Source organism: Rhizobium sp. P1_C7 (assembly GCF_056406295.1).
The window spans coordinates 294,442-318,692 of record NZ_JBFUAL010000004.1 but is presented as its reverse complement, the minus strand read 5'-3'; the positions used below and the strand labels follow the sequence as shown (position 1 = coordinate 318,692).

27 protein-coding genes are annotated in these 24,251 nt (G+C 61.1%); 14 read left to right on the top strand and 13 right to left on the bottom strand.

Translation table 11 applies throughout. The features are described 5' to 3' along the window. Positions 1 to 157: 157 nt before the first annotated feature. Positions 158 to 1,087 (top strand): hypothetical protein, encoded by a 930-nt coding sequence (locus tag AC1D2R_RS08370; RefSeq protein WP_477966637.1) that lies wholly within the window; start codon positions 158 to 160, stop codon positions 1,085 to 1,087. Positions 1,088 to 1,804: 717 nt separating this feature from the next. On the opposite strand, the gene AC1D2R_RS08365 is transcribed toward AC1D2R_RS08370, so the two are convergent. The 4 genes from AC1D2R_RS08365 to AC1D2R_RS08350 all read right to left on the bottom strand — a co-directional run bounded on the left by AC1D2R_RS08365 (position 1,805) and on the right by AC1D2R_RS08350 (position 4,335). Then, entirely contained in the window at positions 1,805 to 2,935 is a 1,131-nt protein-coding gene (locus AC1D2R_RS08365; RefSeq protein ID WP_477966635.1) for a DNA methyltransferase, read from the bottom strand. A 31-nt stretch (positions 2,936 to 2,966) separates the two neighbouring features. Then, positions 2,967 to 3,473 (bottom strand): hypothetical protein, encoded by a 507-nt coding sequence (locus AC1D2R_RS08360; RefSeq protein ID WP_477966633.1) that lies wholly within the window; start codon positions 3,471 to 3,473, stop codon positions 2,967 to 2,969. A gap of 182 nt (positions 3,474 to 3,655) precedes the next feature. After that, positions 3,656 to 4,009 carry an antibiotic biosynthesis monooxygenase family protein gene (locus AC1D2R_RS08355; RefSeq protein WP_477966631.1) on the bottom strand — a complete coding sequence of 118 codons (354 nt, stop codon included), beginning with the start codon at positions 4,007 to 4,009 and terminating at the stop codon, positions 3,656 to 3,658. Continuing rightward, positions 4,006 to 4,335 carry an NIPSNAP family protein gene (locus AC1D2R_RS08350; RefSeq protein ID WP_477966629.1) on the bottom strand — a complete coding sequence of 110 codons (330 nt, stop codon included), beginning with the start codon at positions 4,333 to 4,335 and terminating at the stop codon, positions 4,006 to 4,008. The genes AC1D2R_RS08355 and AC1D2R_RS08350 overlap by 4 nt, the downstream gene beginning before the upstream one ends. Positions 4,336 to 4,406: 71 nt before the next feature. Between AC1D2R_RS08350 and AC1D2R_RS08345 the strand changes: the two genes are divergently transcribed. Continuing rightward, the gene (locus tag AC1D2R_RS08345) at positions 4,407 to 5,129 is read left to right on the top strand and encodes an ArsR/SmtB family transcription factor (RefSeq protein ID WP_477966627.1); all 723 of its coding nucleotides are present in this window, start codon (positions 4,407 to 4,409) and stop codon (positions 5,127 to 5,129) included. Positions 5,130 to 5,149: 20 nt separating this feature from the next. Here AC1D2R_RS08345 and AC1D2R_RS08340 read toward each other — a convergent pair whose 3' ends face one another. Then, complete coding sequence (locus AC1D2R_RS08340; RefSeq protein WP_037059927.1) at positions 5,150 to 5,821, bottom strand: GntR family transcriptional regulator; 672 nt, start codon at positions 5,819 to 5,821, stop codon at positions 5,150 to 5,152. Positions 5,822 to 6,002: 181 nt separating this feature from the next. On the opposite strand from AC1D2R_RS08340, the gene AC1D2R_RS08335 reads away from it, so the two are divergent. Further along, positions 6,003 to 6,692 carry an HAD family hydrolase gene (locus AC1D2R_RS08335; protein WP_477966625.1) on the top strand — a complete coding sequence of 230 codons (690 nt, stop codon included), beginning with the start codon at positions 6,003 to 6,005 and terminating at the stop codon, positions 6,690 to 6,692. 22 nt (positions 6,693 to 6,714) lie between these two features. On the opposite strand, the gene AC1D2R_RS08330 is transcribed toward AC1D2R_RS08335, so the two are convergent. The 5 genes from AC1D2R_RS08330 to AC1D2R_RS08310 all read right to left on the bottom strand — a co-directional run bounded on the left by AC1D2R_RS08330 (position 6,715) and on the right by AC1D2R_RS08310 (position 9,485). Continuing rightward, positions 6,715 to 6,939 carry a hypothetical protein gene (locus AC1D2R_RS08330; protein WP_477966623.1) on the bottom strand — a complete coding sequence of 75 codons (225 nt, stop codon included), beginning with the start codon at positions 6,937 to 6,939 and terminating at the stop codon, positions 6,715 to 6,717. 101 nt (positions 6,940 to 7,040) lie between these two features. Then, positions 7,041 to 7,514 carry an alpha/beta fold hydrolase gene (locus tag AC1D2R_RS08325; RefSeq protein WP_477966776.1) on the bottom strand — a complete coding sequence of 158 codons (474 nt, stop codon included), beginning with the start codon at positions 7,512 to 7,514 and terminating at the stop codon, positions 7,041 to 7,043. After that, entirely contained in the window at positions 7,454 to 7,621 is a 168-nt protein-coding gene (locus tag AC1D2R_RS08320; protein WP_477966621.1) for a hypothetical protein, read from the bottom strand. Before AC1D2R_RS08320 ends, AC1D2R_RS08325 begins: the two co-directional genes overlap by 61 nt. Before the next feature lie 229 nt (positions 7,622 to 7,850). Continuing rightward, positions 7,851 to 8,771 carry a diacylglycerol/lipid kinase family protein gene (locus tag AC1D2R_RS08315; protein ID WP_477966619.1) on the bottom strand — a complete coding sequence of 307 codons (921 nt, stop codon included), beginning with the start codon at positions 8,769 to 8,771 and terminating at the stop codon, positions 7,851 to 7,853. 66 nt (positions 8,772 to 8,837) lie between these two features. After that, a complete protein-coding gene (locus AC1D2R_RS08310; protein WP_477966617.1) occupies positions 8,838 to 9,485 on the bottom strand; it encodes a hypothetical protein in 648 nt (215 codons plus the stop codon). 235 nt (positions 9,486 to 9,720) lie between these two features. Here AC1D2R_RS08310 and thrC point away from each other — a divergent pair, with 235 nt between their 5' ends. The 4 genes from thrC to AC1D2R_RS08290 are packed head-to-tail and all read left to right on the top strand — an operon-like array spanning position 9,721 to position 16,000. Next, positions 9,721 to 11,121, top strand: a complete 1,401-nt coding sequence (gene thrC, locus AC1D2R_RS08305; protein WP_477966615.1) for a threonine synthase — start codon at positions 9,721 to 9,723, stop codon at positions 11,119 to 11,121. Positions 11,122 to 11,148: 27 nt separating this feature from the next. Beyond that, a complete protein-coding gene (locus AC1D2R_RS08300; RefSeq protein WP_477966613.1) occupies positions 11,149 to 12,447 on the top strand; it encodes a M16 family metallopeptidase in 1,299 nt (432 codons plus the stop codon). Between the two features lie 29 nt (positions 12,448 to 12,476). Beyond that, on the top strand, positions 12,477 to 13,091 hold the full coding sequence (locus AC1D2R_RS08295; RefSeq protein ID WP_477966611.1) for a GNAT family N-acetyltransferase: 615 nt from the start codon (positions 12,477 to 12,479) through the stop codon (positions 13,089 to 13,091). Next, the gene (locus AC1D2R_RS08290; protein WP_477966609.1) at positions 13,088 to 16,000 is read left to right on the top strand and encodes an EAL domain-containing protein; all 2,913 of its coding nucleotides are present in this window, start codon (positions 13,088 to 13,090) and stop codon (positions 15,998 to 16,000) included. The genes AC1D2R_RS08295 and AC1D2R_RS08290 overlap by 4 nt, the downstream gene beginning before the upstream one ends. 6 nt (positions 16,001 to 16,006) lie before the next feature. Here the strand turns inward: AC1D2R_RS08290 and AC1D2R_RS08285 are convergent, their stop codons facing one another. The 3 genes from AC1D2R_RS08285 to AC1D2R_RS08275 form a co-directional block, all read right to left on the bottom strand. Continuing rightward, the gene (locus AC1D2R_RS08285; RefSeq protein WP_477966607.1) at positions 16,007 to 17,092 is read right to left on the bottom strand and encodes a zinc-binding metallopeptidase family protein; all 1,086 of its coding nucleotides are present in this window, start codon (positions 17,090 to 17,092) and stop codon (positions 16,007 to 16,009) included. 87 nt (positions 17,093 to 17,179) lie between these two features. Beyond that, positions 17,180 to 17,371, bottom strand: coding sequence for a CsbD family protein (locus tag AC1D2R_RS08280; RefSeq protein WP_477966605.1), 192 nt, complete (start codon positions 17,369 to 17,371; stop codon positions 17,180 to 17,182). Positions 17,372 to 17,556: 185 nt separating this feature from the next. Further along, complete coding sequence (locus AC1D2R_RS08275; RefSeq protein ID WP_477966603.1) at positions 17,557 to 18,162, bottom strand: YqgE/AlgH family protein; 606 nt, start codon at positions 18,160 to 18,162, stop codon at positions 17,557 to 17,559. Between the two features lie 139 nt (positions 18,163 to 18,301). Here AC1D2R_RS08275 and AC1D2R_RS08270 point away from each other — a divergent pair, with 139 nt between their 5' ends. The 7 genes from AC1D2R_RS08270 to AC1D2R_RS08240 all read left to right on the top strand — a co-directional run bounded on the left by AC1D2R_RS08270 (position 18,302) and on the right by AC1D2R_RS08240 (position 24,232). Next, entirely contained in the window at positions 18,302 to 19,141 is an 840-nt protein-coding gene (locus AC1D2R_RS08270; RefSeq protein WP_477966601.1) for a protein-disulfide reductase DsbD domain-containing protein, read from the top strand. A 65-nt stretch (positions 19,142 to 19,206) separates the two neighbouring features. Then, a complete protein-coding gene (locus AC1D2R_RS08265; RefSeq protein ID WP_477966599.1) occupies positions 19,207 to 19,692 on the top strand; it encodes a redoxin family protein in 486 nt (161 codons plus the stop codon). 252 nt (positions 19,693 to 19,944) lie between these two features. Next, complete coding sequence (locus AC1D2R_RS08260; RefSeq protein ID WP_477966597.1) at positions 19,945 to 20,871, top strand: LysR substrate-binding domain-containing protein; 927 nt, start codon at positions 19,945 to 19,947, stop codon at positions 20,869 to 20,871. 710 nt (positions 20,872 to 21,581) lie between these two features. Continuing rightward, on the top strand, positions 21,582 to 21,710 hold the full coding sequence (locus AC1D2R_RS08255) for a hypothetical protein (protein ID WP_477966595.1): 129 nt from the start codon (positions 21,582 to 21,584) through the stop codon (positions 21,708 to 21,710). Further along, positions 21,707 to 22,447, top strand: a complete 741-nt coding sequence (locus AC1D2R_RS08250) for a metal ABC transporter ATP-binding protein (protein ID WP_477966593.1) — start codon at positions 21,707 to 21,709, stop codon at positions 22,445 to 22,447. The genes AC1D2R_RS08255 and AC1D2R_RS08250 overlap by 4 nt, the downstream gene beginning before the upstream one ends. Continuing rightward, positions 22,444 to 23,316, top strand: coding sequence for a metal ABC transporter permease (locus tag AC1D2R_RS08245; protein ID WP_477966591.1), 873 nt, complete (start codon positions 22,444 to 22,446; stop codon positions 23,314 to 23,316). The genes AC1D2R_RS08250 and AC1D2R_RS08245 overlap by 4 nt, the downstream gene beginning before the upstream one ends. 16 nt (positions 23,317 to 23,332) lie before the next feature. Continuing rightward, positions 23,333 to 24,232, top strand: coding sequence for a metal ABC transporter substrate-binding protein (locus AC1D2R_RS08240; RefSeq protein WP_477966589.1), 900 nt, complete (start codon positions 23,333 to 23,335; stop codon positions 24,230 to 24,232). Positions 24,233 to 24,251: the final 19 nt, after the last annotated feature.

Below are 24,251 nucleotides of genomic sequence, written 5' to 3'. Positions count from 1 at the left end.
GAGATGACCCGTGCATGACGCGGCTTGTAGCAAAACGATAAGTCAGCTCGGCTGACAGGAGGTTACGATGGGTAGAGGTATCTTGCTTTGGTTTCTCGGAATTCCGATTCCGCTGATCCTGCTTATCCTGCTTTTCTGGCATTAGGGGGTGGTCGCGATGTCGTATACTTCCTCTGCCGTGGCCACGGACGCGCCACTGGAATCCTCGTCCTCGGCCGTGAGCTGGGGACCAATCGTTGCCGGCACTCTGGCTGCAACTGCGATCACGCTCATCTTCATCGTGATCGGATCGGGCTTGGGCCTGACGATGATCTCGCCTTGGTCGCATGACAGCAGTTCTCTCACCACCGTCGGAGCATCGGCGGCGATCTGGCTGATCGTCGTGCAATGGGTGTCCGCGGCGCTCGGCGGCTACCTGACCGGGCGGCTGCGAGCCAAATGGGTCGGTGTCCATACATACGAGATATTCTTCCGCGATACCGCCCACGGCTTTCTGGCCTGGGCGCTGGCAACGGTGGTGGTGGCCGGGTTGCTCGGCTCGGCACTCTCCTCCGTCGTAAGCACCGGTGCGCAGGCAACGGCGACGGCTGTGGGCGCTGTCGGTGCGGCAGGCGCGGCGACGGCTGCCAACGCCGGTGACGGCGGTGGCGCGTTTTCTCAGGCCTTTTTCACGGACGCGCTCCTGCGCCCGGCAAATGCGACGGCGGCACCTGCGAATCAAGGCGCGGGGGCCGGCCAAAACAATGAGGCCGTCAGTGCCGAGGTATCGCGCATTCTTCTGCACGGTGTTGCCGCGGGTGAGTTTTCGGCCGACGACCGAACCTATCTGGACCAAGTGGTTGCATCGCGGACAGGTCTCTCGGAAGCAGATGCGAAGGCACGGGTGGATGCTGTGCTGAAGCGCATCGATGACGCCAAGGTGGCGACACAACAGGCAGCGGATACGGCGCGCAAGACAGCATCGGCCGTGGCCCTGCTCGGCGCGTTGTCGCTCTGTGTCGGCGCTTTCATCGCAAGTGTGGCCGCCGCAATCGGCGGCCGGCAGCGCGACGAGGACGAAGAGCGGATGGCCCTGCTTCAACGCTGAAAGCACGTCGTCAACGGCACGAAAGCGCCTGGGGTTTCCATCCCGGGCGTTTTCAGATTCTTGACCAATGTCAGGTGCGGGCCTCACAATATCCGGCTCTATCGTCTTGAGACTGAGCCAGTCGGTTGATACAAGCTTGAATTGTGAGCCTCCCCAAACATGCTGCCGGGTTGTATGGCGGATTTGACTGACGGCGACCGCGTTCACAAGGTCGGTGAGTAATCGGCAGACATCGACTTGGACAGCGGATCGTCTGATGTTTGACGCTACAATTAAGTTTGCGCCCTCCAATATTACCGCGTTGAAGAAGGAATTGCGCAAGCAGTATGCGAATGTCAGGTCTTCACATGTCGATGAAGCATTGGATGCCTCATTCCGGTTCAGAACATACGCCGCAATGCGTCTTGGACCAAGTGGGGGATTCGGCTCGGCGGGGATCCAGTCGGATCCATGCCTACTGCTGCTTCGTCTCAAGCTGCTGGGATATAGCGGAACTAGCGTGCGGACCTTGCGGCGCCTGACCTGGGAAGCCCCATATCCAGACCGTTGGCAAGACGACGACACAGAACGCGCGCTCAGAAAAGGCTTTGTGCCTATCGCAGCGAATTCGCAGGTGAAGACGCCCGGGGTGTTGATCCCCGGGCGCCTTTTACCTTCTTCCGCAACTGGAGGTACAAAAACCGGAAGAAGGCAGTTTCGATCAGGCTTGAGCGTGGGTCACTCCGCCTTTGCCAGATCACTGCGGATCACGGACCGCAAATCGTCGATCGGGCGCAGGGATTGTCCGTCGTCGAAATGCCAGAATGTCCATCCGTTGCATGCATCAAGACCCTGGACCTTCGCACCAAGACGATGAATTGAACCGGCCTCGCCGCCGGAAGCCACCGTACCGTCCGCGCGCACGATCGCACTATGGCGCCGCTTCGCATCGGTCAGCACCTGGCCAGGCTTGATCAGGCCGCTTTCGACGAGCACGTTGAACGCCACGCGGACTTCCTGCTTCTTGCCGGTCATGACCGTCAGTTCAGCCTTGCCGAGCGGCTCCACCGCCTCGATGCGGGCGGAGGCTGCGTCGATGTAATCCTGCTCGCGCTCGATGCCGACGAAGTGACGGCCGAGGCGCTTGGCAACGGCGCCTGTCGTGCCAGAGCCGAAGAACGGGTCGAGGATGATATCGCCGGGCTTCGAAGACGCCATGATGACGCGGGCCAGCAGTGCTTCCGGCTTCTGGGTCGGATGCGCCTTCTTGCCGTCCTCGCCCTTCAGGCGTTCGTTGCCGCTGCAGATCGGGAACAGCCAGTCGGAGCGCATTTGCACGTCGTCGTTGGCAGCCTTCATCGCGTCGTAGTTGAAGGTATAGCCCTTCGCCTTCGCATTTGGGCTCGCCCAGATCATCGTCTCGTGGGCGTTCTGGAAACGGCGGCCCTTGAAGTTCGGCATCGGGTTGGTCTTGCGCCAGACGATGTCGTTGAGGATCCAGAAGTTCAGATCCTGCAGCGTGGCGCCAACGCGGAAGATATTGTGATAGGAGCCGATGACCCAGAGGGTGCCGGTCGGCTTCAAAACGCGGCGGCAGGCCAGCAGCCAGGCACGCGTGAAGGCATCATAGGCCTCGAAGGAAGCGAACTGATCCCACTCGTCGTCGACAGCGTCGACAAGTGACTGGTCCGGACGGTGCAGCGTGCCGCCGAGCTGGAGGTTATAGGGCGGATCTGCGAAAATGACGTCTACGGAGTGGGTCGGCAGGGCTTCAAGAGCAGCAACGCAATCGCCCTTGATGATCGTGTCGATCCAGGCGCCCGGCTGTGCGGAGGCCTTGAGATCGGCAAGCGGAAATACTGACGCCATCTGGAAACTCGCTCATACATAATTACGCTTTTTACTGTCTGTTATGGTTACTCAGTTTGGTTACCAAAGCCTGAATTGCTGAACGAATTTGGGAAAATAATCGCGACGTGGAAAACTTTAGCGAGATGCTGTTGAGAGAAACCATGAAAAAACGAGAAGCTGTCGAACATCTGAAGAGGAACGCCTCAGCCGTGCGCGCGCTCGTTGCGACCTCGCTTATCTCTTCGGTTCGGTCGCCCGCGACGACAAGAGATATCGACCTCTTGTCTTCGATCAGATCAGCGTCAAACAAACTCATGCTCGCAGAAACTCTAGACGCTTCGGTGACATCACCACGCGTGACGGCGTGCATCCACGCCTCAAATCCAAGATCGAGAAATCGGCGTTGCAGGTATGCTGACCACGCGAGATCAGGCATGTACTTGATGACTTGCGAGAGGCGATCGACGGCATTGAGCGCGCAGTTGCCGGAAAATCCTTTGCAACTACCAAAGCGATTTGCTTCTTCACCTGCGCTGAAACGCGTGATCGAGATCATATCCGAAGCAATCCGAGCGCTGCGCCAGAAAATAAGATCGCTGCATCCGGACATCCCATGGCCACAGGTTAAGGCGATCGGAAATGTCTTGAGCCACGCAAGATCCTATGGGGCGTGATCGCCGATGAAATTCCGCATCTGCAGATTGCCATCGACGATCTGTGCGCGCGTTTTACCGACGACTAGGCCGCCGTGTCATGCACCCGGCGGCTGTCGGTCGGTGCTTCGGCGCGCTCGTTCATTCCGTAATCGCGAACGATGTGGCCGATGCGCAGGCGGTAGTCCGCAAAGACGCCGTTGCGGCCGGCAGCCTGAGCGGCACGGTGGACTTCGAGGTTGCGCCATGCCTTGACGGCCTCCTCGTCGCGCCAGAACGACAGCGAAAGCAGCTTGCCGCGCGTTGTCAGGCTCTCGAAGCGCTCGATCGAGATGAAACCATCGATCTTGTCCAGTTCGGCGCGCAGTTCGCCGGCAAGATCGAGATAGGTGTGGCGTTCGCCCATGTAGGGAAGCACCTCGAATATGACGGCGATCATGGCGCGACCTGTATGGCGTGAGGTAGGGATACGTTCATCAGGAAGATGCGGTCCTCTTTCAGAATGAAGCGTTCGCGCTTGGCGAATTCGTAGTTTTCCTTGCCGAGCGGATCGGTGGCGAGCCGCGCGCGGTAAGCCTCGTAGGCGGCCAAGCTTTCGATGTTGTAGACGCCGTAGGCCGTAGTTGCCGAACCCTCGTGCGGTGCGAAATAGCCGACGAGATCGGCACCATTGCGCGGGATTGCCTGGCCCCAGTTGCGGGCGTATTCGCCAAACTCCTCCTTCCTGAAGGGGTCGATCTCGTAGCGGATGAAGCAGGTTAGCATCTTTGTCTCCTTGTGTTGTGAGACAGTTCTCGCATGTTGCCCGGCGACAATGCTTCGGTTACGATCGAAGTATGAAAGAAGGACCTGACATCGCCCAGATCGGGGCACTCATCGGCGATCCCGCCCGCGCCAACATGCTGACCGCGCTGATGGACGGCAAGGCATTAACGGCAACGGAGCTCGCGGCCGCCGGCGGCGTCACCGTGCAGACGGCAAGCACGCACCTCGCCAAGCTCGAGGCCGGCCAATTGCTTGCCCAACGCAAGCAGGGCCGCCACCGCTATTTCACGCTCGCAGATGACGGCGTCGGCAAGCTTTTGGAGAGCATCATGGGCTTTGCAGCCGGGCGGGGGCATCTGCGCCACCGGCCAGGCCCGAAAGAGCCCGCGCTGCGCAAGGCTCGGATCTGTTACGACCACCTGGCCGGAGACTACGGCGTTCGGATGCTGGACAGCCTGATCACCACGGGCGCGATCGGTGCGATCGGCGACGGGCTGGCTATTACATCGCGAGGCGCGAGCGAGTTGAATTGCATCGGTATCGATGTCGGCGATCTCCAATCGTCGCGCCGTCCTCTCTGCCGCTCCTGTCTCGACTGGAGCGAGCGGCGCGCGCATCTGGCAGGCAGCCTCGGCAAGGCCCTGCTTTCGAATTTATTCGACAAGGGCTGGGCGCGACGCACGGCAGGAAGCCGTTCGGTGATATTTTCTCCCGACGGCGAGCGGCAGTTTCTGTCGCTCTTTCCGCTGCTGCCTTCGGGCGAAGCGCTTCCTGCAACATCGGCGCAAGCCTGACTCTCTTCACGAGCAGCCCGTCAACCGACGATGGCAAACGCTTCCCGGGCGCCTGTGCCCTTTTGAGCGGACTGCGGCGCACGGCCGATCCACTGCACATGTCTCTCGAGGGTGGAAGCGGCCTCCTCGACCCTGCCCTGCCGGAGCGCCAGCAGGATCGCGCGATGGTCGTGGTCGGTGCGCTTTTCCCAGCCTGAACGCCAGGCGGAAAAGAGAAAGCGGGCGCTTGCCGCATGAAGATCGTCGATCGAGGCAAGCAGGCGGCTCATGCTGCATGGCGCGAGAATCAGGCGGTGGAAGCGGCGGTTCGCATCCTCCCAGGCCTGAACATCCGCGGCCGCATCTCCATCGCGCGTGGCTTCCTCGGCGGCATCGAGGATGGCCGGCGTCAGGTGCTGGGCGGCATGGCGCAATGCCAGTACTTCGAGCGCGGCCCGCATCTCCGCGACCTCGCGTACTTCCTTCAGGTCGAAGGATGCCACGCGAACGCCTCGGCGCGGCTCGCTGATCGCCAGGCCTTGCGCCTCCAGCCGCCGGAAGGCCTCGCGCACCGGCACGTGGCTGGTGCCGAACTCCTCGGCGATATGATCCTGCCGAAGACGCAATCCCGCCGGCAGCTCGCCGTGAACGATTCGGTCGGCGAGAACGCGGCTGATGCGGCTTGCGATTGTGTCTTCAGGTTCTTTACCCATGCCCATCCATTAGAGAGCCGGAATTGGCTTGTCGAGGCAAGAACGGCGGCGCGCGGCAGGCAATTCCGGCAGGAAAGCGGCAAAGCCGCCCGCGCGGCGCAATCCAGCCATGTCGCGCGGCCGGTTGAGCTCCGGCCACCCATCGTGTAAAGCGGCATGATCCCAAACAAGGCTTGATAACATGGACGGCTTCGACCTCATCATTTTCGACTGCGACGGCGTTCTCGTCGATTCCGAAATCATCGCCGCGCAAGTCGAATCCATGCTTCTGACGGAAGCAGGCTACCCGATAAGCGTCGAGGAAATGGGCGAGCGCTTCTCCGGCATGACCTGGGCGAACATCCTCTTCCAGATCGAGCGCGAGGCGAGCATTCCCATTTCCGCATCGCTTCTCGACAAGTCCGAGCAGTTGCTTGACCTGCGGCTCGAGCAGGACGTGCAGGCGATTGCCGGCGTTCAATCGGCTCTGTCGCGGCTGGACCTCAAGCGCTGCATCTGCTCAAACTCGAGCAGCAAGCGTCTCGACATGATGCTCGGCAAGGTCGGTCTCAAGCCGCTGTTTGCGCCGCATATCTTCTCAGCCAAGGATCTCGGCGCCGATCGCGTCAAGCCGAAGCCGGATATTTTCCTGCATGGCGCCAAGCAGATGGGCGTTTCGCCTGCCAGGGCCGTGGTCGTCGAGGATTCCGTTCACGGCATCCATGCGGCGCGTGCGGCCGGCATGCGGGTCATCGGCTTCACCGGCGCCTCGCATACCTACCCTTCGCACGCCGACACGCTGACGGACGCAGGCGCCGAGACGGTCATCTCGCGCATGAGCGACCTGCCAGGCGTAGTCACCGCGCTCGCAGAATGGGAAGGCGCTCTGTAGGAGAAGGAAGATAGGCCATATTTCAGGCCTGTCTTGTTTTATCAACCGACTTTCTCCTCTCGCTTGCCGCCTCCTTCCGGTTTTCCGCGATTCGTGCGGCTATTGCCTTGCAGATCGCCTTGGGATGATCTTCCTGCAGATAGTGCGCACCGGGTCCGAGCTTGACCAGCTCGCAATTCTCAAGCGCTGCCGCGAACTCTTCGGCAAATGCCGGAGAAATGAGCGCCCCCGGCTCGGCGGAAAACAAGAGCTTTGGACAGGAGGACGCGCGCAGCGACGCATGCGCTGTCCGCAGCCTCTCGTGGACATCCGGCGGGCTCCCCTCGATCGGCAGCTCGCGCGGAAACCTTAAGCACCCGCCTGCGGCATTCGGCGGTGAGGAACCCGGTAAGCTTCCGTTTCCTCCTCGCTCAGCGTTCTGAGGATCGAGGCAGGCAGCACCTTCTCGATGAAGACGTTCTGCTCGAAGATCAGCCTTTCGCCTTCGCCCGGCGTCCTCAGCGCCCTGAACAGGTCTCGCGTAGCATCGCGCTGATGGAAATCATCCCAGGACTGCGTCGGCCGGATGAATTCCATGAAAGCCAGTCCAAGCACGGCGTCGGGGCGGCGCGCCGCCAAATCGAAGGCAAGAGCCGTGCCCCAGTCCTGAGCAACGAGCACGAAACGATCCAACCGCATCGCATCGACGAAAACAGCCAAGTACCGGGCGTGGTCTGCAACGCTGCATTCGATGTCGGGCTTGCCGGACCGGCCGAGACCGATCAGGTCGGGCGCAATGCAGCGGGCGAGCGGAGAGACGTGCGGGATGACGTTTCGCCAGATATAAGACGATGTCGGATTGCCGTGACGGAATAGAACCGGAGTGCCGCTCCTTCCTCGACATAGGCAATATGACTATCGAGAATCCCTATCGATTTTTCAGTTGCCATCACTTCTCTCCTCCGAACGCGGTGGCAAAAATAATCTGCTTGAAGAGTTCAAGGGGGCGATCGGACCGGTCCACATTCATGCGCAGCATTGCGCCCTGCCAGCTCGACAGCAAGAAATCGGCCAGGTCCGGCGGCGCAAACGTCTTTGCGAACTCGCAGGAGGGCCTGTCCCTGGGCGATGCAATCGGCAAAGGGAACGGCCCCCATAGCCCGAAGATCTCCATGAACGCTATATTCTAAGGCTAAGCGCGCCCGCGAGCATCTCGAAGCGGGCCGGCAGCTGCCCCGGGGCCTCGCCGTCGCTGTCGATCAACGCGACTGCCTTGCCGATCGGCCAGGCTTCGACGCACTTGGCCCTGTGTACGCTGACGAGTGGGCTGTTGAGGTGGGCGCCGCTGTATATGCTGTTCATGAGCATCAGGATCTTCAGCCTCGGCGCCGCGCGAATGATAACGACGTCGAACCAACCATCGGCGACATCCGCGTCGGGCGCCACTTTCATTCCACCGCCAAACCATGCGCCATTGGCGACGGCGACCGTCGTGATCGGCCCGTCGTAGACATCTTCGCCATCGAGGCGGAGACGCACGCTGCAGGGCTTGTACAGCAGGATCTGCACGAGGCTGTGGTACAAGAACACCATGCTACCCGGCAATCGCCGATGCCGGCGCGCCGCGTTGACTGCGCGGACGATCTGTCCGGAGACGCCAAAACTTGCAATGTTGGTGAAGTGCCGCGCGAGATTATCGCCATCCTCATCGCTGCATGTCAGCAGACCAGCGTCTATCTGCCGGATTGCGGGGGATGTCAGATGCTCGGCGAGCTTTTCCGGGCTCTGCGGCATGGAGAAATTGCGCGAGAAGTCGCAGCCCGTACCGGTCGCAATGAAAGCGAATGCCGTTTCGGGACGGCTTGACTTCAAGACGCCACCCGCCACCTCGCCAATCGTGCCATCGCCACCCACGGCAACCACGAGATGGGAGCCGCCCTCCGCCAGTTCACGCCCGAAACGCTCGCCGTCGCCGAACCCCTCGGTCTCACGCAAGCTTATGTCGGCGCGTCTCGTCTCCAGCGCACGCCTCAGCATTGACCAGAATAGTTTTCGTCCACGCCGGCCGGGGGCCGGATTCACGACGATGCCGATCTTCACCTGATCCTCTTTACCACAGCTGGTTGGAAGCACCGTAACGCCAGGGTACAAGGAAGGGTGCCGAACTTATTTTTTCTTCTTGCTGCCTTTCGGCGCGCCTTGGTCAAAGCCAATGTTGACGCGCACGAGAGCGCCTGAGCCGACCGGCAGCCTGATGCCATCCTTGCGGAACAGCACCTGCGTCGCAGCCGTGGATGAAACCTCTGCCTGGAAGTTCGTGACTTCCGAATACAGCGCATCCTCACCGTCGAGAACCGTGATGCGTACGGGCAAAGTCACCTTGCCGGAATTGCCGGCAGGTCCCGCGAGGACGCGCAGCTGCGCCACAACAGTCATCGTCAGGTTCGTTTCGTTCAGCGTGCACTGGCGCGTGTAATTGCCGATCGAGGCCTGGTAGGCCAGCTTCTGCGCGTCGCCCGTCCTGGCGCCGCCGGCATAGCTGCTGAAGATCGCCTCTGCATCCTTCATGTAGATCTGCGGGCATGCGCCCTGCACGACGGGGGCGGTGGCCCCCGAGGCCGTCGTCGCCGTGCCGATGGAGAGATTGCTCGAGGAAGGATTGGCGGGGGCCAGCGGCATGATCTGCGCCGTTCCGCCGGACTGGGCCGGCGCTTCGGCCTTGTTCTCCCCGCCCCCCATGCCGAGCGAGTTGCAGCCAACCAGAATAGCGGCGACCGATGCAGAAACGATAAGACGCGAGACCTTGCCAAGCACGACTATTCCACCCTCTTCACAAAGTTTTTTGGCAGGCCCAGCGAGTTGCAGACAGGGCCTTTCGTGACAGTTTGCGATGGTCTATATCAGCGGCGCAAACAAAAATCGATTGGGCAAGCACTGTTTTGATGCACATTTCGGGACTGCTGTCGGCCAGGCACGACAGGGCGAGCGAGATGCTACGCGGGGCAAGCTTTCTCTCCAACCCGGATTCGCTCCGGCCGGCACATCAAGGATGACGACAGTGAAATATATCTCGACCCGCGGCGAAGCCCCTTCCCTCGGTTTCTGCGATGCATTGCTGACGGGTCTAGCGCGTGACGGCGGCCTGTACGTACCCCGCGAGTGGCCGCAGTTCTCCAAGAAGGACATTCGAGCGCTTCGCGGCAAGAGCTATCAGGATATCGCCTTCACCATCCTTTCGCCGTTCACCAACGGCGAAATCCCCGACGCTACCTTCCGGGCGATGATCGACGAAGCCTACGGCACCTTTCGTCATCCGGCGATTGCGCCCCTTGTCCAGACGGGACCGAACAGCTTCGTGATGGAACTCTTCCACGGCACGACGCTTGCCTTCAAGGACGTTGCCATGCAGCTGCTGGCGCGGTTGATGGACTTTGCGCTGGAGAAGCGCGGCGAGCGCGCCACCATCGTGGGGGCCACGTCGGGCGACACCGGCGGCGCAGCGATTGACGCCTTTGCCGGGCGTGAGCGCACCGACATCTTCATCCTCTTCCCGCAGGGCAAGGTTTCGCCGGTGCAACAGCGGCAGATGACGACCTCCACCGCTGCCAACGTTCACGCGCTCGCCGTCGAGGGCAACTTCGACGACTGCCAGAACCTCGTCAAAGCCATGTTCAACGACGCCGCCTTCCGCGACAAGGTGAGGCTCTCGGGCGTGAATTCGATCAACTGGGCGCGCATCATGGCCCAGATCGTCTACTACTTCACGACCTCGATCGCGCTTGGCGGCCCGGACCGCAAGATCTCGTTCACGGTGCCGACGGGCAATTTCGGGGACATTTTCGCGGGTTACTGCGCAAAGCGCATGGGACTGCCGATGGGCAAGCTGGTGGTCGCCACCAACGAAAACGACATCCTCGCGCGCACGCTGAAAACCGGTCGCTACGAAATGAAGGACGTCAAGGCGACGACCTCACCTTCCATGGATATCCAGATTTCCTCGAACTTCGAACGCCTGCTGTTTGAAGCCTATGATCGCGACGCATCCAAGGTGCGAGCCGCCATGGACAGCCTGAAGCAGTCGAACGGCTTCGAGATCGCACCAGATGCCCTCGCCTTCATCAAGAAGGACTTCCGCGCGGGGCGCGCCAGCGAAAAGCAGGTGGCCGAGACGATCAAGAAGACTGTTGCTGAAACCGGCTATCTCCTCGATCCGCACTCCGCCATCGGCGTTTTCGTTGCGGAAAAGCACGAAAAGCCGAACATGCCGATGGTCACGCTCGCCACGGCTCACCCGGCAAAATTCCCGGCGGCCGTAAAATCCGCCTCCGGTATTGACCCCGCGCTTCCAACGTGGCTTGCTGATATGATGCACAAGGAGGAGCGTTTCCAGATCATCAAACCCGAGCTCAAGGCCGTTGAAACCTTCATCGGCAAGCATGTCCGGGCCTGAGAGACGGCAGGCGCAGAAAGATAGCCAATGACAGTTGAGTGCACCCGGCTCAAATCCGGGCTGACAGTAGTCACACAAACGATGCAGCATCTCGAAAGCGCTGCGCTCGGCGTGTGGATCAAATCGGGTTCGCGTAACGAAACGGAAGACGAGCACGGCATTGCGCACCTGCTTGAGCACATGGCGTTCAAGGGGACAGCGCGCCGTAGCGCCCGCGAAATCGCGGAGGAAATCGAGGATGTCGGCGGTGAAGTCAACGCCGCGACGTCCACCGAGACAACGTCCTATTACGCCCGTGTTCTGAAAGACCACGTTCCGCTTGCTGTCGATATTCTTGCCGATATCCTGACGGAATCCGCCTTCGAGGAAGAAGAACTCGAGCGCGAAAAGCAGGTCATCCTGCAGGAAATCAACGCTGCGAACGACACGCCCGACGATGTGGTTTTCGACAAATTTTCGGAGACAGCCTATCGCGACCAGACACTGGGACGGGCCATTCTCGGCACGCCGCAGACCGTCGTCTCCTTCACACCGCAGCAGATCCGCGGCTATCTCGGCCGCAATTATACCACCGATCGCATGTTCGTTGTCGCGACCGGCGCCGTGCAGCATGACGAATTCGTGCGCATGGTCGAGGACCGCTTTGCATCGCTGCCGACGGCCCCGAACGCACCGCCGGTCATGGAAGCTGCGAAATATATCGGTGGTAACATCCGCGAGACGCGTGACCTGATGGACGCGCAGATCCTCCTCGGCTTCGAGGGCAAGGCCTACCACGCCCGCGATTTCTACTGTTCGCAGATCCTCGCCAACATCCTCGGCGGCGGCATGTCGTCCCGGCTGTTCCAGGAAGTGAGGGAAATCCGCGGCCTCTGCTATTCGATCTATGCGTTCCATTGGGGCTTCTCCGACACCGGCATCTTCGGCATCCATGCCGCGACCGGCGGCGAGAACCTGCCGGAACTGGTGCCCGTCATCATCGAAGAACTGCACAAGTCGGCGGCAAAAATCGACCAGAAGGAAATCGAGCGTGCTCGCGCGCAGATCCGCGCGCAGCTGCTGATGGGCCAGGAGAGCCCGGCAGCACGGGCCGGCCAGATCGCACGGCAGATGATGCTCTACGGCCGACCAATCTCCAATCCGGAAATGATGGAGCGCCTCGAGGGCATCACCGTCGAACGACTGACAGACCTGGCCGGGCGCTTGTTCTTCGACACCGTGCCGACGCTTTCGGCGATCGGCCCGCTCGAACATCTTGCTCCGATGGAAGATATCGCCGCGTCGCTTTCATCGCCCGCCCCTCAGAGCAAACAGGCCGTACTCTGAACCCACCTCCATCCTGCCGGGAGTAATCGATGCCCAAATCGGTTTTTCGGTTCCTGTCGCGGCAGCCGGAAGCAGTGGAGCTTGAGAACGAGCATTATGTGCTCCGCCTGCCCCGCTACCAGGACTTCAATCAGTGGCACAAGCTGCGGGCTGCAAGCCGGCAGTTTCTCGAGCCTTGGGAGCCTACCTGGCGCCGTGACGAACTGACGGAGGGCGCCTACCGCGCCCGCGTCATTCGCGGCAAGCAGGAATACGCTTCGGGACAGGCGATCCCGCTGTTGTTGTTTCACAGGAACAGCATGACACTGCTCGGGGGCATCACCATCGGCTATATCCGAAGGGGTGCCGCTCAGAGCTGCATGATCGGCTACTGGATGGGCGAAGCCCATGCCGGCCAAGGCCATATGTTCGCCGCACTTCGGTTGGTTATACCCTATATCTTCGCTGGGCTTGAGTTGCACCGTATCGAAGCAGCCTGTATTCCAGACAATGCTCGGAGCATCCGCCTACTTGAAAAAGCCGGGTTTCAGCGGGAGGGCTATCTGCGCGGATATTTGAAAATCAACGGTCAGTGGCATGACCATGTGATGTTTTCACTACTGGCCACCGACACGGATAAAGGCAGGACAACCGACAGCCGATGACTAAAAACCGCATGCTGCCCTCATCACCGGCCGGACGACATATCGCGGTGATCGCAGCTCTTTTTCTGTCGGCTTTGGCGCTGATGACAGGTGCGGCGCAGGCAGCCGAACCCGTGAAGATTTCCCGTGACGACACGGCGCTCGATCTGACGGCGACCACCGAAATCTATGCCAACCAAGGCGAGGCCTTCCAGGTCTCAACCGCGGCCGGCGCCGACGGTATCCGCCGCCGTATTGAGGTACGTGCCAGCTCCGACAACCATCAGGGCGACTGGGCGGTGTTTGCGCTTGCCAACGTCTCGGACGAGCAGCTGGAGCGCGTGATCGTCGCCCCGCATTTCCGTCTCGTCAATTCCAAGCTTTTCTGGCCGGATCTCGGCTCGCAGCGCATCATCGCCATCACGCCGAGCGAAGGCTTTGCGCTCGATCGGCAGCCGAGCGATGAAGCGGACGTCTTCCGTATCACGCTCAACCCCGGCGCTGTGATCACCTTCGTCGCGGAACTGGCCACCCCCGAGTTGCCGCAGATATACCTCTGGGAACCGAACGCTTACAAGGACACTATCAACGCATTCACGCTCTATCGCGGCATCGTGCTCGGTATCGCCGGCCTGCTGGCCGTGTTCCTGACGATCCTGTTCGTCGTCAAGGGAACGTCCATGCTGCCGGCGACAGCGGCGCTCGCCTGGGCGGTGCTCGGCTATATCTGCGTCGACTTCGGCTTTCTTGGAAAGCTTGTCAGCATCGCATCTGCGGACCAGCGAATATGGCGCGCCTGCGCCGAGGTGGCGCTGGCGTCGAGTTTCGTGATCTTCCTGTTTACCTACCTGAACCTGAACCGCTGGCACACGCATCTCGGCTACCTGACGCTTGCCTGGGTGCTCGGCCTTGCTCTGCTCTTCGGCGTGGCAATCTACGACCCGTCGATCGCCGCCGGCGTCGCTCGGCTGTCGTTTGCCCTCACGGCGACGCTCGGCCTTTTGCTGATCATCTATCTCGGGCTCAACCGCTATGACCGGGCCATCCTCCTGGTTCCGGCGTGGGCGCTCATTCTCGTCTGGATCTTCGGGGCGTGGCTAACGATTACGGGCCGGCTCGACAACGACATCATCCAGCCGGCGCTCGGCGGCGGCCTCGTTCTCATCGTGCTCCTTATCGGCTTCACGGTGATGCAGCATGCCTTTGCCGGCGGCGCGTTCCAGCAGGGTCTGTTTTCCGATCTGGAGCGGCAGTCTCTTGCACTGACCGGTTCCGGCGACATGGTCTGGGACTGGGATGTGGCGCGCGACCGAGTCGTCACCATTCCTGACGTTTCCGTCAAGCTCGGCCTCTCGCCGGGCGCCATGCACGGCGCGGCGCGCAACTGGCTGCCACGGCTGCATCCCGACGACCGAGACCGGTTCCGCGCCACGCTCGACGTGCTGCTCGAGCATCGCCGTGGCCGGCTGAACCACGAATTCCGTATCCGTGCCGAGGACGGCCATTTCCACTGGCTCTTGATTCGCGCCCGTCCGGTGCTTGGTTCGAACGGCGAGGTCATCCGCTGCGTCGGCACGGTGGTGGATGTGACGGAACAGAAGAATTCCATCGACCGCCTGCTGCAGGATGCCCTTCACGACAACCTGACGGGCCTGCCCAACCGCCAGCTGTTCCTCGACCGGCTGCAGGGTGTGCTGGCGCTGGCTCCCGGCGGCGACACGCTTCGCCCGACGGTGATGGTGATCGACATAGACCGCTACAAGTTGGTCAACGATGCTCTGGGCATTGCCGCCGGCGACAACATCCTGATTGCGCTTACCCGCCGCCTGCGTCGGCTGCTCAAGCCGCAGGATACGCTCGCCCGCCTCTCCGGCGATCAGTTCGGTCTCATTCTGACGTCCGAACGCGATCCGACGAAAATTGCCGATTTTGCCGACGCTGTCAGCAAGGCGATCATGGTGCCCATCAATTTCGCCAACCGCGAGATCATTCTGACGGCGTCGATTGGCCTTGCGTCCTTCGTCGACCAGCAGGAAAACGCATCCGGCATGCTGAGCGATGCGGAACTTGCGATGTACCGCGCAAAGCGCGCCGGCGGCAATCGCGTAGAGCCTTTTCAGCCGGCGTTCCGAGATTTCGGCGCCGACAGACTTCAGCTGGAATCGGACCTTCGCCGCGCCCTGGAGCGAAAGGAACTCTCGATGGTCTACCAGCCGATCGCCGGGCTGGAAGACGTGGAGATCGCCGGTTTCGAAGCGCTGATGCGCTGGGATCATCCTAAGCGCGGCAGCATTCCGCCGTCCGAGTTCATTCCCATCGCCGAAGCCTCCGACATCATCAACATGCTCGGCGTCTTCGCGCTCGAGCGAGCAACAAACGACTTGATGGGCTGGGAAAACCAGACCGGCGAATTGCCGATCTTCGTCTCCATCAACCTGTCGAGCGCGCAGCTACTCAACAACGAACTCTATGACGACGTGCGCTCGGTTCTGGCAAAGACGCATTGCGATCCTTCGCGCCTGAAGCTTGAACTGACGGAATCCATGGTCATGGAGAATCCGGAACAGGCTCGTCTCGTGCTGGAGAAACTAAAGGACATCGGACTCGGCCTCGCCCTCGACGACTTCGGCACCGGCTATTCGTCGCTCGCCTACCTCACGCGTTTCCCGTTCGACACCATCAAGCTCGACAAGGCGCTGGTGTGCGACACCAGCGACAGGAAGTCGACCGTGCTCCGCGCGGTCATTTCGATGGCGCGCGAACTGGATATGAAGGTGGTGGCGGAGGGTATCGAATCCAACGACGATGCAATCGAGCTTGCGAAGATGGGCTGCACCTATGGCCAGAGCTATCTGTTTGGGCCGCCCATGGCTTCCGAGTCCGTGCTGCGGCTGCTGAAGGAGCGCTTCCCGTTGACGAAGCGAGCTTAGCAAGGCTCAGGCCGCGACTTGTCGCTGGCCCGATGCTGCGTTCTGGATCAGGCGATGCAGGTATTCGAGCTTCACGACGACGAGCGCCGACAGGACGAAGGGGTAGGAATCTCGCTGTCCCATGCTGCGCTGAATGGCATTGACAGCAACCGTCAGCGGGACCCAGGCGTTGACCAATTGCTCCGCACTACCGGCCCTATAAGGATCGAAATCGACTTCCGAGGCCATTTCCTCGTGGCCGCGCGGGTCGATTGCGATGCCGAAACTGCGCGCGGTCTCCAGAGTATCGACGATATGGAGGTAGTGCGCGAAGCATTCGGCGAAATCCTCCCAGGGATGCGAGGCGGCGTAGGCGCTGATGAAGCTCTGCTGCCATCCAAGCGGCGCGCCGTTGGAATAGTGATCTTGCAGCGCTGCGGCATAGTCCTGGCGTTCGTCTCCGAAGACCGCGCGAAATCCTTCAAAGCCGCCACGGTCCCGGACCAGCCTGTTCCAGGCGAAATGCCCCGTCTCGTGACGAAAGTGGCCAAGCAGAGTGCGATATGGCTCGTTCATGGATGCGCGGGCTTGCTCGCGGGTCAGGTCGTCGGCTTCGGCGGCGCGGATTGCGATCAATCCCTCCTCGTGTCCGGTCATTGCGGGAACGACGTTACCGTCCAGTTGGACGCTGTCCTCAAGGAAATCGAAGATAAGCCCGCTGACAGGATCGCTTTGACGATCCGGGGGCGAAAGATGCCAGCGCAGCAGGGAGTAAAAAAGGTGTCGTTGCGACTGGCTGATGCGCCGCCAGCGGTCTATCCCGTCCTGCGTGTCGATGTTCGGCACCAGTCTGTTGTAGCGGCATGCAATGCAAAAACCGCTTGGGTGGTCGTCGGCGACCAACCAGTTGCAGATATCGAGCACCGCGTTGGCGCAGAAGCGAACATCGCGATGCGGCTGAGCCAAAAGCCGCCAGCCCCCGCCGTCCCGAGGAGCAAGGGCGTGCAACGAAAGGTCGTCCGGCAGGAAGCCCAGCTGATGGCTGCAGCGCATGCACTGGCGGTTGTCGAAATGAACGACCTGATCGCAGTTGTCGCAGGCAAACAGCCTCATCGCACGTCTCCAATCAATGGACATTCACAACCTGAAAGCCCGCCACGCAATGCGTAGCGGGCGATAGTTAAACCCGGAAAGCAGACATCAAAGCCGATCCACGGCGTCCTTCAGCTTGTCCTTGGCGGTGCCGGTTGCAACCTGAACCTTGCCCTTGGCTTCCTGAACAGCGCCTTCCCCACGCAGCGCATCGTCACCTGTCGCATTGCCGACCGCCTGCTTCGCCTTGCCGGCGATCTCATTGGTTTTACCGGAAATCTTGTCGGTGGTGCTTCCCATCAAAATGGCTCCTTTTTACAGCGGACTTGGTCGCCGCTTGCCAAAGGGAAACACCCGCCAGCTTAAATCGTTCCGATAATTATCCGCTGCAGCATCCTTGATAGCACCAACACTCCGACTGACAGTCGGTGTACATCGCCTCATAAAATGCACTGGGGAAACCGAGTGATCGCCTGGAGGCAGGATTATGCGTGGCCGGCCTCGGTCGAGAGCATGGCTGCGCTTACCCCCATCCCGGCAAGGGCGCGCTCATACTTGTCGTCGAGCCCGCGATCGAAGATCAATTCCTCGTTCGCCGGGCAATTGAGCCACCCGTTGCTGCCGATTTCCGCTTCCAGTTGTCCGGCCCCCCAGCCCGCATAGCCAAGCAGCATGGTCGCGCGCTTCGGGCCGATCCCTTTGGAAATGGCACGGATGATGTCCAGCGTCGCGGTCATGCAGATATCGTCGCTGACGGGGATGCTGGACTCCGAGAGGTAGTCGTCGGAGTGGAGCACGAAACCGCGACCGCTCTCGACAGGGCCACCGGCCTGGATCGGCAGGTCGCGCGAATGGGGAGGCAGAACGATCGCCTCGTCATCCTTGATCATATCGAGATGCAGCAATACATCGGTAAAGGTAAGGTCCTGGGGGCGATTGATGATGAACCCCATGGCGCCCGCGTCCGAATGGGCGCAGATATAAATAACGGCTCTTGAAAAGTTGCTGTCCATCATGCCTGGCATGGCAATGAGGAATTGGCCATCGAAGAAACCGCGTTCACGTCTGTTCTTCAGCGTCGATAAGGACATTATTCCTCCTGCTGCCAGACCGCCGAGGCCCCGACAGGGGAAGCATGAGCCAATGTCCGGGATCAATCAACCGAAAATGAGAATTTAATTGAGCGAAGCTTCTGGCCGAAGCCTACTGTTTTCAATAAGCCTTTGTTCCATGACTTCTATTTCCCTTCCGATACGCCGGATTCTGGTGATCGCCATTTCATCGACCCTTTCGCTCTCGACTTGGTCCGCAGTGCGTGCGGAGATGAGCGCGTGGGCCGACAACGAAGGCGGTCGGATGCGGCTTATCGCGCTGCCGCCGGATGCGAGCGGAAGGATCCGCGCCGCCTTGCAGATCGAGCCGAAGCCCGGATGGATCACCTATTGGCGGGAACCGGGAGGCGGCGGGATCCCGCCCCACATCACGTTCCCACCGGACACTGGTATCACGCTCGACCACATGGATTTCCCCGTTCCGAAACACATCACCGACGGGAAGGTCGACGAGGTTGCCTACGATGCTCCCGTGACGTTCCCGCTGAGGCTGTCCGCGAAGAATGGGGTGGCGAGCGAGATCAAGGGGGATGCGTTCATTGGCATCTGCAAGGACATCTGCGTACCGTTCCAGGCGCAATTCGCGATCAAGCTTTCGCCTGTGGCACAATCGCGCCCGCAAGAGGAAACGATCCTTGCCGCGGCGGAGGCAAAGCTGCCCGAAGCCCCCTCCTCCGTGTTCGAGGTGACGAAACACGCGCTCTCCGAAGACATGAAGGAACTGACGCTTGAGATCACCCTGCCTGAACCTGGGGGGACTAGGCCCGAGGTGATCGTCTCCGGCCCAAGCGGCTACGTGTTTACGCGGCAGCTGAGCAGCAGGCGCGTGGGCACCGCTCTCACGACGACCATCGCCATCGCCAAGCTGCCGAAGAACTACGATGTTCGCGGCAAGACCTGGGGTGCACTCGTCATCGACGGCGCGCGCGCGATCGAAAGCCCGCTTGCCTTTGAATAGCCGCATCCTATAGTCCACCCACGATCCGCGGCCTCGCGCCGCAACCCCAGAACGAGGAGAAAGCCATGACGATCGCAATCGGCGACACGCTTCCTGCGGCCACTTTCAAGGAAAAGACGGCGGACGGCCCAGTTGAAACAACGACCGAGCAGCTGTTCAAGGGCAAGCGCGTCGTGCTTTTCGCGGTGCCGGGCGCCTTCACGCCGACCTGCTCGCTGAACCACCTGCCGGGCTATCTCGAAAACCGCGACACCCTTCTGGCGAAGGGCGTCGATGACATCGCCGTCATCGCCGTCAACGACTGGCACGTCATGGGTGCCTGGGCGCAGTCTTCCGGCGGCCTTGGCAAGATCCACTTCCTCGCCGACTGGGACGCAGGCTTTACAAAGGCCCTCGGCCTCGACGCCGACCTTTCCGGCGGCGGTCTCGGCGTTCGCTCCAAGCGCTACTCGATGCTGGTCGAAGACGGTGTCGTCAAATCGCTCAACGTCGAAGAAAATCCGGGCCAGGCGACTGTCTCGAGCGCCGCCACGATGATCGAACAGCTATAGGCGGCCACGACAGCAGACCTAACGAGGGGCCGTGCTCGACCACGGCCCCTGACGGGAGAGGGCGCGCTTGTACTTCTGCAAATATTCTCGATACGCTCGTTTCGCGACTGAAACGTCGCAAGGCACAGGGCCTCGGTAAGGACTTCCCAGATCTCCTGCCACATTGTCACGTCTCCTTTGTGACCATTGAATCCACTTGCCCAAGTCTTTCAAACGAGATTATCGTCAGCTTCGGATAACCTGAGGTTATGAATGAAGCGCGGGCGCCTGCCGTTGACGGCCCTAAGGACATTTGAAGTTGCCGGGCGCCTGGGAAGCTTCACGTCCGCGGCGGACGAGCTGTTCGTCTCTCAAGCAGCCGTCAGCCGGCAGGTTCGCGAACTGGAGGCAGCCCTGGGGCATGCGCTGTTCGAGCGGAAGCATCGCAGCGTTGCGCTGACGCCCCATGGAGAGCGGTTGCTTTCCGTCCTGACGGACGCTTTCGACAAGATCGGGGACGGCCTGGAGAGCATTCGAAACAGCGATGTCTCCTCAGCCGTCATCGTCAGCTCGGAGCCTTCTTTCGCGGCGTGCTGGTTGCTCCCCCGTTTACCCCGGTTTCAGCGGGCTCACCCTGACATCGACATCGTTCTCGACGTCGACCCACGCCTGATAGAGTTTCGGACCAATCAGGCCACGATCGCTATTCGCCACAGCGCTCGAAACACAAACTGGCCGAGGGTGGAGTCCCGGCATCTGATCGGCGTGACCATGGTCCCCGTCATTGCCCCGGCAACGATCAAGCCGGACGCGCCGCTGACAAAGCCGTCCGACCTGCTGCTCTACCCCCTCATTCACGAGGAAAATCGCAATCTATGGCAATCCTGGTTCGATCTTGCAGACGCAGATACCCCTGCCGCGGCGGAACGCGGGATGGTTTATCCCGACAGCGGCCTGGTATTGCAAGCCGTCCTGCGCGGTCAGGGTGTAGGCCTTATCGATGAGTTCTTTGTCCGCGAGGAGATATCCGCCGGTCGATTGATCCAGCCTTTTGCCACGACGGTTTCGCATGGCGCGTACTGGATCGTGGCAAGAAACCTCGACACTATCCCCGAGGCGACAGCAAAATTCCTACGCTGGTTGGAAGCGGCAATGCGCGATGGTCGTCGAGTGGCCGATCAGCGCGACAACCCGAGCTGAATTTCAATTCTGTGGTAGGGTGCCCCCGGTCCTTTCCAGTCGTGATCGACGTCCCGGCCCTCACCCGAAAATCATGGCGCGACACCTCGATTTCGGCGACGAGCGGCGCGTAGCCTTGCGTGAACAAGGACCCCAATGAACCTTGATGCAGTTTGCTTGCAACCATGATGGGCGCCAGATGCAGAGCTGGATCGAGCCGCTGAGCTCACTGGCCTTCCTCACCGGGCGGCAGATCTGCCAATCGAAAAATGTCTTGATGTCTTTCGGAAGGTCGTGCGCGATAAATAGCCAGGGGCGGGAATCTCCCAATTGGCCTCGGCGATCTGCCGTTCGATCGAGGAAGCGCGTTCGGCGGCAGCTTGCTTGATGTGCGGAATGCGCAAATGTCTCACTGCAGGTACGACTGTCCGGTGTTATCTTAATCTCGATGGCGACCTCCTTTGTTTGGGAGCTCCGTAAAAGATTGGGGGCAATCGGATGGCGAGAAAATGCGGCCAAATTTGTATCCTAACTTATGGGCTTTGAGCAATTCTTCCTCTTGCTGCCCCTTACAGCCAAAGCCGCCCCGCAGCGCCTACGGTGCTCGGCCATGCGGCTGGAAGCATAGCGCGGGGAATCCACTTCTTCTTGTCCGCGCACGATGATCGCGCCTCCATTTCGCCACAATCGTTATAACATAACAGTAATGTTATTACATTATTGAGGGTGAAATGGACAATCGGGGAAGACGTATCGCAACGGGGCTGGTCGGCTATTCCGCCGCCAACCGCTTGTGCGGCGCGGTGCTGGCGATCGCCGCACTTTGGGCGGCGATCGCCTGGGCGGCGCGACTGCCATGAGTCCGGACCTGATCCGGCTCTCCAACCTGACTGTCGCCTACAACAGGCACCCGGCGGTCCGCCATATTTCCGGAAGCATCGCCGCGGGCAGCCTGACAGCGATTGCCGGGCCGAACGGTGCCGGCAAGTCGACGCTTTTGAAGGCGATCATGGGCGAATTGCGTCCCGCCGAAGGGCGTGTCGAGCACCGCTTGCACCAAACAGACTTCGGCTACCTGCCGCAGGCCGCCGATATCAATCGCCACTTCCCGATTTCGGTGCTCGACACAGTGCTGGTCGGCGCCTGGCGACAGGCGGGCGGTTTCGGTCGGATCGCCAAAGGCGAGATGGCGAAAGCGCTTGAGGCCGTTTCGGCAGTCGGGCTGGAGGGGTTCGAGGCACGGCAGATCGGCACGCTTTCCGCCGGCCAGTTGCAGCGCGTGCTCTTCGGCCGGCTGCTGCTTCAGGACGCGAAGGTGATCCTGCTCGACGAGCCTTTCACTGCAATCGACGCGCGCACCACACGCGACCTGATCGACATCATTCTGCGATGGCACGGCGAGACCCGGACGATCGTCGCGGTGCTTCACGATTTCGAGCAGATCCGGGACCATTTTCCGCAGACACTACTGATCGCCCGGGAGATGATCGAATGGGGCGCAACGACCGATGTAATGTCAGCGCAAAACCTGCTGAAAGCCCGCGCCATGGCCGAACGCTGGGATGAGGACGCAGGCATCCGCGAGCCGGCGGCATGAGCGCCTACGACCTGCTTCTCGCTCCCTTTGCCGATTACGGCTTCATGCGCCGGGCGCTTGTCGCCTGCCTGTGCCTGGGGCTCGGGTCAGGGCCGATCGGCGTGTTCCTGCTGCTGCGGCGGATGAGCCTCGTCGGCGACGCGATGAGCCACGCCATCCTGCCGGGCGCGGCAATCGGGTACCTGGTCGCCGGCTCGCTGTCGCTGACAGCGATGGGCATCGGCGGGCTCGTGGCAGGGCTCGCCGTGGCGCTGCTGTCGGGCGCTGTGAGCCGGGCCACGTTGCTGCAGGAGGATGCGAGCTTTGCCAGCTTCTACCTGGCGTCGCTCGCGCTCGGCGTTTTGATCGTTTCGCTTCGTGGCTCGAATATCGACCTCCTGCACGTTCTCTTCGGCACCATTCTGGCGATCGACGCCCCTGCCCTCTATCAGATCGGCGCCATCACCTCGCTGACGCTGCTGGCGCTCGCGGTCATCTACAGGCCGCTTGTCGTGGAGTGCTTCGATCCGAGCTTCCTGCGCGCGATCGGAGGGCGCGGCCCGCTCCACCATTTCCTCTTCCTGCTGCTCGTGGTGCTCAATCTCGTTGCGAGCTTTCAGGCGCTCGGAACGCTCATGGCAGTCGGGCTGATGATGCTGCCCGCGGCGATCGCGCAGCTCTGGTCGCGCAGCCTGCCCTCGATGATGGCCGTTGCCGCCGCAAGCGCGACGGCGTCCGGCTATCTCGGCCTCGTCGCGTCCTACCATCTCGAGCTTGCTTCCGGGCCGACGATCATCATGACGGCCGCCTCGATCTACGGCTTTTCCATCTTCTTCGCACCGTCGGGTCTTGTCCGGCGCCACTTCCCCCGCCCGCATCTGAAGGGCTAACACTCAGGAGACTTCCATGATTTCCCGCAGGCTGCTTCTGTCCGTCGCGCTTCCCGTGCTGATGGGTCTATCCGCCATGCCGGCTTCGGCCGATACGCTGAAGGTCGTCGCGTCCTTCACCGTGCTTGCCGATGTTGTCAAGCAGGTCGGCGGCGAGCATGTGAAGGTCATCAGCCTCGTCGGACCGAACGGCGACCCCCATGAGTTCGAACCCTCGCCTGCCGACGCCAGGAGCCTCAATGCAGCGAAGGTCACCTTCGTCAGCGGCGAGGGCCTTGAAGGCTGGATGGACAGGCTGATCGATGCCTCCGGCTACAAGGGACAGCCGGTCGTCGTCTCGGAAGGGATCAACACCCGCACCATGCAAGAGGATGGCCGGACCGTCACCGATCCGCATGTCTGGAACAGCCCCGTCAACGTCAAGGTGTGGGTTGCCAATATCGAGAAGGCACTTTCCGCCGCCGACCCGGCCGATGCAGGCGCCTTCAAGGCCAGGGCCGAAGCGTATTCGAACAAGCTCGATGAGCTCGATGCCTATGCGCGTTCGAAATTCGGCACGATACCGCCCGACCGGCGCAAGGTGCTGACCAGCCACGACGCGTTCGGCTACTTCGGCCGCGAATACGATGTCGGCTTCCTTGCGCCTCTCGGGGTCTCGACGGAGAGCGAAGCCTCGGCCGCAGACGTTGCCAAGCTGATCGAGCAGATCAAGGCGGAGCACGTGAAGACCTATTTCTTCGAGAACTCGAACGATCCCCGTCTCGTCAAGCAAGTCGCCAACGCGACCGGCGCGGAGCCCGGAGGCGAACTCTATGTCGAGTCACTGTCCGACGCCATGGGACCGGCATCGACCTACGAGAAGATGTTCCGCTATAACGTCAACCAGATCTCCGCCGCCATGGCGAAGTCCAGCTGACGCCAGGGATCACGATCGG